We start from the raw sequence: 7,861 nt of genomic DNA, 5'->3' as shown, positions 1-7,861 counted from the left end.
AGCCGATCGGGCTGGCCTCGGCGGCCCGCCAGGCCTGCGAAGATCCGGTTGAACACGCCCATCCGGCTCCAGCGGATAAAGCGGTTGTAGAGCGTCTTGTGCGGGCCGTACTCGGCAGGCGCGTCGCGCCAGCGCAGGCCGTTGCGGATGACATGGATGAAGCCGCTGACGACACGCTGGTCGTCCACCCGCGGCACGCCGTGCGACAGCGGGAAGAAAGGCGAGATCCGTGCGACCTGCGCCTCCGTCAGCCAGAACAAGTCAGCCATGGCAGCACCTCCGGCCGCCATGGAATCACAGCATCATCAGAGCGCAAGGGCAGATTTAATAGGTCCTGAGCCTAGTTAGCCGCTCGTCACCCAACCTTGCGGCGGGGTATCTGCAGTTCATGGCTGATGATCGAACAATCCTGTACGAGATCGGAAAATCAGCCCCTGCCCGCTTGCAGACAATTCGACAAATACTTGTAAAATACAGAAATTTCCGGGATTAGAATTCCAGCCAACATCCCCGCATAACCTCCATATGGCGTCGACTATTTGAGGCCGTAATCACTGCTGTTCAGATTCGATCCGTGTGGCCCAGATCTTCTGAGTAGGATTCTGCCGCCAGATCTCGGCTGGCCTCAGGTAGCCCATGGCCACCTCGGCCGAGCGGTGCCGGGTCTGCCGCATCACCTGCGCCAGATCCGCCCCCGCCTCCCCAGCGGCTGTCGCCAGCCCCGCCCGCAGGGAATGCCCAGAGAAGCGCTCCCAGCCCTCCAGCCCGGCGTGCTGGGCCGCCAGGCGCACCAGGCGCCAGACCGCCTTGTCGGAGAGCTGGGCGGCGCTGGGGCGGCCCGCCTTGCTCAGCCCGACGAACAGCGGCAGCTCTACATCCGAGGCGCCGCCGCAAACATCCGCGGCATCCCGCCGGAAGCCCATCCAGGCCTGCCACGCCGCCAGCGGGCAGCAGGAGGGCTCGGCCGGGTTGGCCCAGATGGCGACCAGCTGGCCGGCGCCGTGCGGATCAGTCTTGGAGCGGCGGATGGTGACCTGCAGCCCCTTCCCCGCCACAGCCACCACGTCGCCCAGCGCCAGGCTGACCAGCTCGGCCCGGCGCAGCGCCGCGCCAAAGCCGATCAGCAGCAGGGCACGATCACGGGCACCGAGTGGCGTGTCGGCCGCCGGCCGCGTCGCCAGCATCTTGCGCAGCAGGTCCGGGGTGGCGGCGGCGGCCTGCCGGCGCGGCCGGGTGCCAGTGCTGCGGGTGATACCTTCCAGCACCATGCGCAGGCGGGCATCGCCGAGATCCAGCGCCAGGCCGGCCAGGCGGTGGGCGGCCTGGATGGCCGCCAGGTGCACGCGGAGGGTGGCGACGGAGCGGCCGTCATCGGCCAGGCGCACGGCGTACATGGCGATGGTGTCGGGCTCGGCGCTGAGCGGCTCGCGGCCGAGGCTGGTGCACCAGGCGGCATAGGCACGCCAGGCGCTGCGATAGGCGCGGCGGGTGCCCTCCCCCCGTGCCCGGCTGGCATAGACGGCCGCCCGGCCGGAAAGGGCGTGCAGCGCCGCCGCTGGACCCGTATCCGCCGGCAGGTTCAGGTCGCCCAGCAGGGAAGTGGAGAGGATGCGGCTGGTCATGCCATCAGCCTAGACCAGCACGACGCCGCTCCCGCAAGCGAAGGCTTTAACGCGTAGACATCACGCCTGGCGCAGCCAAAGGCGATCATTGGTCGGAAGCGGTTGCCTGAGCCGGCGCTCGAGTGCTCCCACCAGCAGCACACGGATCTCTGGGCCAAGATCCGTCTGCAAATCGGTGGTCGAGGCGGGCAGCGCCACGCCCCGCTGGTGCTTGTTCCAGAGCCGGTCGAGCTGGAGATCTGTGACATGCTGGGGCATGAGGTGGCGGCCCTGCGGCTAAGGAGTGATGGGGCCAGGTAGCGCAACCAGGAGTTGAGTTTCACGGTTGCTTAAGGCGCAGTTCCACAACCTGGCAAGCATTAAATTGCTGCAATGCACAATATTGCATTATGAAAATAAATACCGCTTGGATTAAGCTTTGCGCATGGAGATCATCCCCGTGCTCGATGCTGGCCTTGGTAGCGAGGGCTCTGTGCGGTCCGGCACGAGCTGGATGGCCGACGCTTGCTCTGCTGAACTGCCGATCCGTATCTGGTTCCCTGTCGGCGGTGGCCTAATCCACCAGCCACCTATGGCTGCCAACTGGGACAGTTCGGCGCGGAAAGAGCCGAGGCGCCATCCTGCGAAGGCCTAGCGTCCCTCCTCTTTCGTCCGAAAAGGCCTATCAGCGGGCAGAGCACGCAGCGTGCGAGCCTTCCGCAAATCGGCTTTCATCCTCCATCGCGCCCGGACAGGCTTTGGCGCCGACCGCCCCCAGCTTTCTGGCGCTGGCGCACAGCCTCCATGCTTCCCGCATATGTGATTCGCTTAGCGCAATTAACTTCCATCTAAAGCGAGTAAAGCTTAAGCCTGTCCTTCCTGGGCGGGCTGGTGCAGCATCGATAGGCAGCCCATTCCTATGACCGAGCGACCGCCCTGCCCCATCTGGTCGGATCCGGCCGTATGATATGGGACGCGGATGACCAGCAACCGGGGTCGTCACCAGATCGGCTGCGCCAGCAACTTCTGAAGCTGTGGGATCAACTCTCGCCCGACAGCCAGAATGCTGTTCTGCGCGCGGCTTGCTCTGTTGAAACCCTATGGAGCTGTGACGGGTTGGGATGCCTTTCGACGTGGGCCGGGAGGTGGTGATGAGGCGGATGTCGAAATCGGCAGTGCTGGTGGCGCGGGAGGCTCTGGTGGCGGGCCAGGCGGCGCTGCCGGAGTACGCCAGCCCCTACTCGCGCCAGGACTACACCCAGCCGCAGCTCTTCGCGCTGCTGATGCTGCGGCAGTTCCTGCGGACGGACTACCGGGGTGTGGTGGCGCTGGTCGCCGAGTGGTCGGAACTGAGACGCACCCTCGGACTGGCCAAGGTGCCGCACTATTCGACCCTGGCCCACGCCTCGCGCCGCATTCTGGCAGACGCCGAGGCTGGGGGGCTTTCATTGGCGTCCAGAATGCCGTGGTCCGGCGTGCCCGAGCCCGCGGCCTGATCGACGCCGCACCCGTCGTGGCCGTGGACGCGACCGGGCTCGAAACACGCCACGTCAGCGCTCACTTCGGCCAGAGCCGGGCCAAGGGCAAGGGGCACCGACAGCGGGCCTGGCCGAAGCTGACCGTCGTGCTCCACACCGGCTCGCATCTGATCCTCGGGGCCGTGTCGGGCATCGGCCCGAGCCAGGACTCCCCAGACTTCACTCCAGCCATGCGCCAGGCCGCCGAACTCATCGCGATCGACACCGCCCTCGGTGACGCAGGTTACGACGCCGAGCACAACCACCGTCTCTGCCGCGAAAACCTCGGCGTCCGGCAGACGGTGATCCGCCTCAACCGCCGCAACACATGGCGCCGCTGGCCCAAAACCCCGTACCGGCGTGCCATGCGATACCGCTTTCCCAAGCCCCTCTACCACCAGCGCTGGCACGTCGAGAGCGGGTTCAGCCAGCACAAGCGACGCCTCGGTTCAGCCCTCACTGCCCGCAACGCCGCGTCCCAGAACCGCGAACTCGTCCTCCGCGTCCTTACCCACAACCTCATGCTCCTCGCCGAGGCAACATGAGCATTTCAACAGAGCACGCGCGGCTCTGATCATGGCGCACAGCGAGGGATTGATTTCGGACGAGGAGGCTGCCGGTGATGGTCCTATTCCGTCATCGGCCCCGGAGATCTTCAGCCTCGGTGGACACTGCTACGCCAGCCATTTGCTGAAGCAGATGGACCTCCGGCACGGCGCCGGACCCTTCGACTGGTTGTTCTCTGACCCGCGCATGGTCGCGGACTGCCTCGATGATCGCTTCGAGGCCTTTCTCAATCCTGCCTTCTATACCTACACCGGCAATCCATCCGGCTTGGGGCGGGGCCATCTGCACTACAGCCCGAAATACCAGCGTCCGGTCATTTTCAGTCACCATGACCCGCTGAAAGCGGACGACCATGCGCACTTCCGCCGGGCCGTCGAGCGCATCGAGACGGCTCTCAATGGGGGAAACCGAACGCTGTTTGTCGCTGTGCTAGACACTTACCGAGGTAAGGAGCCGCACATCCGCCTGATGTTCGAGGCCCTCAGGCGCCGCAATAACCAGGCGGAGCTGCTGGTCATGGTCGGCAGCGCCACGGCGTCCGGCCAGCCATCCGCCGCTTCCATGATCCAGGAGGATGGCCTGAACGTCTTTCGCGTGGAGACCACGTCGAGCATGCAGGATGGCCTGTCGCATCAGAATCCTGCCGACGACCAGATCATGATGGGCCTGATCCGTCAGCATTTGCCGCGGAGGCCAGGCTGACCCCGCACGAGGCCACCTAGCAAATCAAAATGGAGCGGTCAGGTCAGGCGCACGTTCCGTCCGAAAAGAGGGATTATCGGACGGAATGACGATGCGCCGGATCCTGCGGCACGGCGGGTTTCTGGACCGGCCGCCGATCCTGAGCGAGATCGGAAAGCTGAGTGCCTGTCTTGTTGCAAACGAAAGCCCAGCCCCTTGCAAGGCCTGACTTTCGTCTAACACTTCAACATGCCTGCATGCAGGAATGTCGGCGTGATGAAGTGTTGGTGTGCCGACATGTCGACATGTCACCATGCCGACATGATGGAGACCTGGGGTGGGAACCCTATCAGCGGCGGCTACTCTCGCCCGAAGCGGACGTGACGACCTGCTGCCGGAGCGCCTACCGCCCAATCCCAGCAATGAGCAGCAGGATGAAGGCGCCCCACGCTCCTACCATCAGGGCAATCGCTGCAAGGATGCGAGCCGCCCAGGGTAGGTTGCTTTGGGCTGCCTTGCTCCACAAACGGAGCAACGAGATGCGTGAACTACCAAGCAGCACACAGGCAGGCAAGCAGAGCAGCACCAAGGGAACGGCAAGATCAGCAGCGTAAATACCGAGGCTGGTACTACGGATTATGGCGGGCAAGGTCCCGTAGAAAGCGCCAAGCGCCAGCGAACCAGCGACCAGTTTCAACCAAGCTCCAGGACGCTGGTTGGTGGCTACCAATAAGGCCGGTGGCAAGACGAAGAAGCTCGCCGCGGTGAGGAAGAGGAGAGTGAACGACCAAGGGTTAGCGTTGGAGAGCAGGATGGGGTTCATGGGGGCCGCTGCTTGAAGCCAGCTTCCCGACTAGCATTAGCGCAGCCTTTATCCGAGCCGTCCCCTCGATAGTCAAAGGTCTGCCGTCCACCCTTCCCGGCCTTTCCTGGTTGGGCTTCCACTCTAGGGCTTCTGATCTGCAATCCTGGCCATGCCACGGGATTGGAAGAGTAGATTGCAGGCTTCGAGCATCAGCGCCTGGAGGTTCCGGTCCTCCTCCAATGCCATGCGGTCCAGCTGTAGCTTTGTCTCGCGGTCGACGAAGAAAGCCACCTGCTTCTTTCCTAGACGGGAAGGCGGGACCGGAGCCTTGCGCTCAATCTCGGGCGCCGTCACGGGCTCCCCTGCACGGCGCGGCATTGCATTCAGCTTCGGGCGGCTGCGAAGTGCCATTACGAGTGGCTCCCTGCCGACATGTTAGCGTGTAGACGTGTCGACATGTCGTCATATAGTTTGGCCACTTCCTGAGAGGCCTTGCCGCCAGGCTCAAACTCGGCGGCCGTGCTGCCGGAGGCCAGGCAGTGACGGAAGGCGACCCGGAAGCTGATGACCGCCGGGGACACTTCGACACCGGCCTCTTTGACCACTGCGATGGCGTCCGCCACCACGCTGCTGTTCTCGCGCGGCGGCGCCGCGTTGATGACCACCACAACCGGCCGCTTCAGGGCAATGCACAGGTCCAGGGTAGCCGTCAGGGCATCCAGGTCGAACTGTGCTGGTTGGCATGGGCTGATGACCAGGTCGGCAGCCTGGGCCACCTGCATGGTGGTGCGATCAGCGTTCGGGGCGGTGTCGATCAGGACCAGGTCGTAGCCCTCGGAGCGAGCGTCCTTCAGGGTCGACGACATATTCGAGGCATGGATGGCTTCCACGTCTGGGGCTGCGTCGCCTCGGCGCTCCGCCCAGCCGGTCAGGTTCCCCTGAGGGTCGAGATCCAGGAGCAGGGTTTTCTTCCCCCTGGAGGTAGCCTCGGTCGCCAGGTGGACGGCCAGAGTCGACTTACCCGCGCCGCCCTTCTGACTCATGAGCGCCACTACGTGCATAGAACCCTCCAACATGTCTACATGCCGACATGACGACATGTTGGGGTCTCAGTCAATTGGAAACGCTGGCTATAGCTATCCAACATGTCGGCATGTAGACATGTCGTCACGCCGACATATTGTGGTTTTGCAGAGACTTAGTTGCATCACCGCAGACTCAACATTACGGTCATCCATCCGATGAGGACGAATCCGTGACGTAGAACTGAAAAGCCCCCGCCGCAAAAGCGACAGGGGCCCAAACAGCCCGAAGGCTGGATGATCAGGTGTGGTAACCGCATCATCTGGCGCCGCGCTTCCGAACGCAAGCCTGTTTTGCGAACGGTGGGTCATGCCCTGATCACAGCTGCGACGGGGGCTTTCCGCTGAAGGAGAGCCCTATGCCTACCTCAACACGCCCGGCTCGTGCCGGGTCTGTGCGCGTTGCCCCATGGCAGCGCCAACGCCTCGGTGACGCTGACCGCAGGCGCATCATGGAAGCTGCCCGCCGGCTGGAGCGGCAGACCCACCAACCGGGGATGCACGGCGGCTGCCTGCGCCGTAGCGGCATCCTAGTGCTGTGGACGCTGCTCTATCGCGGCCCGTCGAAGCACGGCGTCTGCGACCCGTCGCTGGGCCAGCTGGCGGCGTGGTCTGGCTGCGCCCGCTCGACGGTGCAACTCGCCATCAGCCGCCTGGAAGCCGCTGGCATCATGGGCCACGTCCGGCGTGGCCTGGTCGTCGCTGTGCGCGGCGTGGCCCGCTGGTGCCAATGGACCTCTGCCTACCTGTTCGCCACGCCAAGCCTTTGGGCAAGCGATACCGAAAGCCGGTCAGCCGAAGTCTCTGATGAAAAGAACAAGCTTATGGATAAAAGAAAGAGGGGAGGGGGCAGGGAGCTGACACCCGACGAACACCGCTTGCTGGCGGCGAAATGGGGCTTAGGAGATGCTCAGATGAGCTGACAGCGAATTTCTATTTGCCATTATATAAGCTGTCAGCTAATTATCGGTATGCCGCTGATCCTGCTCCGCTCTGCCGCCAAGGAATTCCTCGCGATGCCGAAGCGAGAGCGCGAACAGCTGAAGGGCCGACTGGACGCGATCGCAGCCGAGCCTGCTACGCAGCATCCCAACGTACTCGCCATAAAAGGCGAGCCAGCGGGACGCTTCCGGGTCCGGCAGGGGGACTGGCGCGCCATTTTTACGGTGGTCGACGGCGACGTGTTTGTCATCCGCATCGCTCACCGCAGGGAGGTTTACGAGTGATGGCCTATATTGGACCCATTGCCGAGACGGCAGACACGGTGACGCTGCGTCGCGAGGATTTCGACGCCCTGATCGCCGCGGCCGAAGAAGCCAGTGACCGCCGGGCGCTGGCAGCCTTCGACACCAAGGTTAAACGGCAGGGGTTGGAGGCGGTCCGCGCCGACAGCCTGACGATAGAAGAGGTGATGCAAATCGCGGAAGGGATGAGCCCGATCCGGGTCTGGCGGAAGCGCCGTGGCTTAACAGCCCGAGCACTCTCGGAGACCGCCGGCATCAGTCCTGTCTATCTCTCCGAGATCGAGACCGGGAAGAAGCCAGGAAGCGCCGTGGCTATCGTCGCGTTGGCGAAAGCGCTTGGCGTTGACGCCAGCGACCTCCTGCC

The 7,861-nt window shown here is 64.0% G+C and carries 12 protein-coding genes; 6 read left to right on the top strand and 6 right to left on the bottom strand.

Annotated elements, in window-relative coordinates:
* From IBL26_RS24800 to IBL26_RS24790, 3 genes are all read right to left on the bottom strand, one after another.
* The coding region (locus IBL26_RS24800; RefSeq protein ID WP_187787183.1) for a transposase at positions 1 to 269 on the bottom strand (269 nt) is incomplete at its 3' end.
* 282 nt (positions 270 to 551) lie between these two features.
* Complete coding sequence (locus IBL26_RS24795) at positions 552 to 1,622, bottom strand: site-specific integrase (protein WP_187787182.1); 1,071 nt, start codon at positions 1,620 to 1,622, stop codon at positions 552 to 554.
* A 60-nt stretch (positions 1,623 to 1,682) separates the two neighbouring features.
* The gene (locus IBL26_RS24790) at positions 1,683 to 1,880 is read right to left on the bottom strand and encodes a hypothetical protein (protein WP_187787181.1); all 198 of its coding nucleotides are present in this window, start codon (positions 1,878 to 1,880) and stop codon (positions 1,683 to 1,685) included.
* 881 nt (positions 1,881 to 2,761) lie between these two features.
* Between IBL26_RS24790 and IBL26_RS24785 the strand changes: the two genes are divergently transcribed.
* The 3 genes from IBL26_RS24785 to IBL26_RS24775 are packed head-to-tail and all read left to right on the top strand — an operon-like array spanning position 2,762 to position 4,387.
* On the top strand, positions 2,762 to 3,097 hold the full coding sequence (locus IBL26_RS24785) for a hypothetical protein (RefSeq protein WP_187787180.1): 336 nt from the start codon (positions 2,762 to 2,764) through the stop codon (positions 3,095 to 3,097).
* On the top strand, positions 3,067 to 3,663 hold the full coding sequence (locus tag IBL26_RS24780; protein ID WP_187787179.1) for a transposase: 597 nt from the start codon (positions 3,067 to 3,069) through the stop codon (positions 3,661 to 3,663). Before IBL26_RS24785 ends, IBL26_RS24780 begins: the two co-directional genes overlap by 31 nt.
* Positions 3,664 to 3,694: 31 nt before the next feature.
* A complete protein-coding gene (locus tag IBL26_RS24775) occupies positions 3,695 to 4,387 on the top strand; it encodes a DUF1796 family putative cysteine peptidase (RefSeq protein ID WP_187787178.1) in 693 nt (230 codons plus the stop codon).
* 382 nt (positions 4,388 to 4,769) lie between these two features.
* Here IBL26_RS24775 and IBL26_RS24770 read toward each other — a convergent pair whose 3' ends face one another.
* The 3 genes from IBL26_RS24770 to IBL26_RS24760 form a co-directional block, all read right to left on the bottom strand.
* Complete coding sequence (locus IBL26_RS24770) at positions 4,770 to 5,189, bottom strand: hypothetical protein (protein ID WP_187787177.1); 420 nt, start codon at positions 5,187 to 5,189, stop codon at positions 4,770 to 4,772.
* A gap of 123 nt (positions 5,190 to 5,312) precedes the next feature.
* Entirely contained in the window at positions 5,313 to 5,582 is a 270-nt protein-coding gene (locus IBL26_RS24765) for a ribbon-helix-helix domain-containing protein (RefSeq protein ID WP_187787176.1), read from the bottom strand.
* Positions 5,582 to 6,232 carry a ParA family protein gene (locus IBL26_RS24760; protein ID WP_187787175.1) on the bottom strand — a complete coding sequence of 217 codons (651 nt, stop codon included), beginning with the start codon at positions 6,230 to 6,232 and terminating at the stop codon, positions 5,582 to 5,584. Before IBL26_RS24760 ends, IBL26_RS24765 begins: the two co-directional genes overlap by 1 nt.
* Before the next feature lie 473 nt (positions 6,233 to 6,705).
* On the opposite strand from IBL26_RS24760, the gene IBL26_RS24755 reads away from it, so the two are divergent.
* From IBL26_RS24755 to IBL26_RS24745, 3 genes are all read left to right on the top strand, one after another.
* Complete coding sequence (locus tag IBL26_RS24755) at positions 6,706 to 7,176, top strand: helix-turn-helix domain-containing protein (protein ID WP_187787174.1); 471 nt, start codon at positions 6,706 to 6,708, stop codon at positions 7,174 to 7,176.
* A gap of 48 nt (positions 7,177 to 7,224) precedes the next feature.
* Positions 7,225 to 7,479 carry a type II toxin-antitoxin system RelE family toxin gene (locus IBL26_RS24750; protein WP_187787173.1) on the top strand — a complete coding sequence of 85 codons (255 nt, stop codon included), beginning with the start codon at positions 7,225 to 7,227 and terminating at the stop codon, positions 7,477 to 7,479.
* A partial coding sequence (locus IBL26_RS24745) for a helix-turn-helix domain-containing protein (RefSeq protein WP_187787172.1) occupies positions 7,479 to 7,861 on the top strand: 383 nt, incomplete at its 3' end. The genes IBL26_RS24750 and IBL26_RS24745, both read left to right, overlap by 1 nt.

Origin of the sequence: Teichococcus aerophilus, from assembly GCF_014490485.1 — a bacterium.
GTDB lineage: Bacteria > Pseudomonadota > Alphaproteobacteria > Acetobacterales > Acetobacteraceae > Pseudoroseomonas > Pseudoroseomonas aerophila.
This window is presented reverse-complemented; position numbering and strand designations above follow the sequence as displayed.

Coding starts and splice junctions, on each gene's coding strand:
- IBL26_RS24795 (WP_187787182.1), bottom strand. CDS start 1,622: ATGACCAGCCGCATCCTCTCCACTTCCCTGCTGGGCGACCTGAACCTG.
- IBL26_RS24790 (WP_187787181.1), bottom strand. CDS start 1,880: ATGCCCCAGCATGTCACAGATCTCCAGCTCGACCGGCTCTGGAACAAG.
- IBL26_RS24785 (WP_187787180.1), top strand. CDS start 2,762: ATGTCGAAATCGGCAGTGCTGGTGGCGCGGGAGGCTCTGGTGGCGGGC.
- IBL26_RS24775 (WP_187787178.1), top strand. CDS start 3,695: ATGGCGCACAGCGAGGGATTGATTTCGGACGAGGAGGCTGCCGGTGAT.
- IBL26_RS24770 (WP_187787177.1), bottom strand. CDS start 5,189: ATGAACCCCATCCTGCTCTCCAACGCTAACCCTTGGTCGTTCACTCTC.
- IBL26_RS24765 (WP_187787176.1), bottom strand. CDS start 5,582: ATGGCACTTCGCAGCCGCCCGAAGCTGAATGCAATGCCGCGCCGTGCA.
- IBL26_RS24760 (WP_187787175.1), bottom strand. CDS start 6,232: ATGCACGTAGTGGCGCTCATGAGTCAGAAGGGCGGCGCGGGTAAGTCG.
- IBL26_RS24755 (WP_187787174.1), top strand. CDS start 6,706: ATGGAAGCTGCCCGCCGGCTGGAGCGGCAGACCCACCAACCGGGGATG.
- IBL26_RS24750 (WP_187787173.1), top strand. CDS start 7,225: ATGCCGCTGATCCTGCTCCGCTCTGCCGCCAAGGAATTCCTCGCGATG.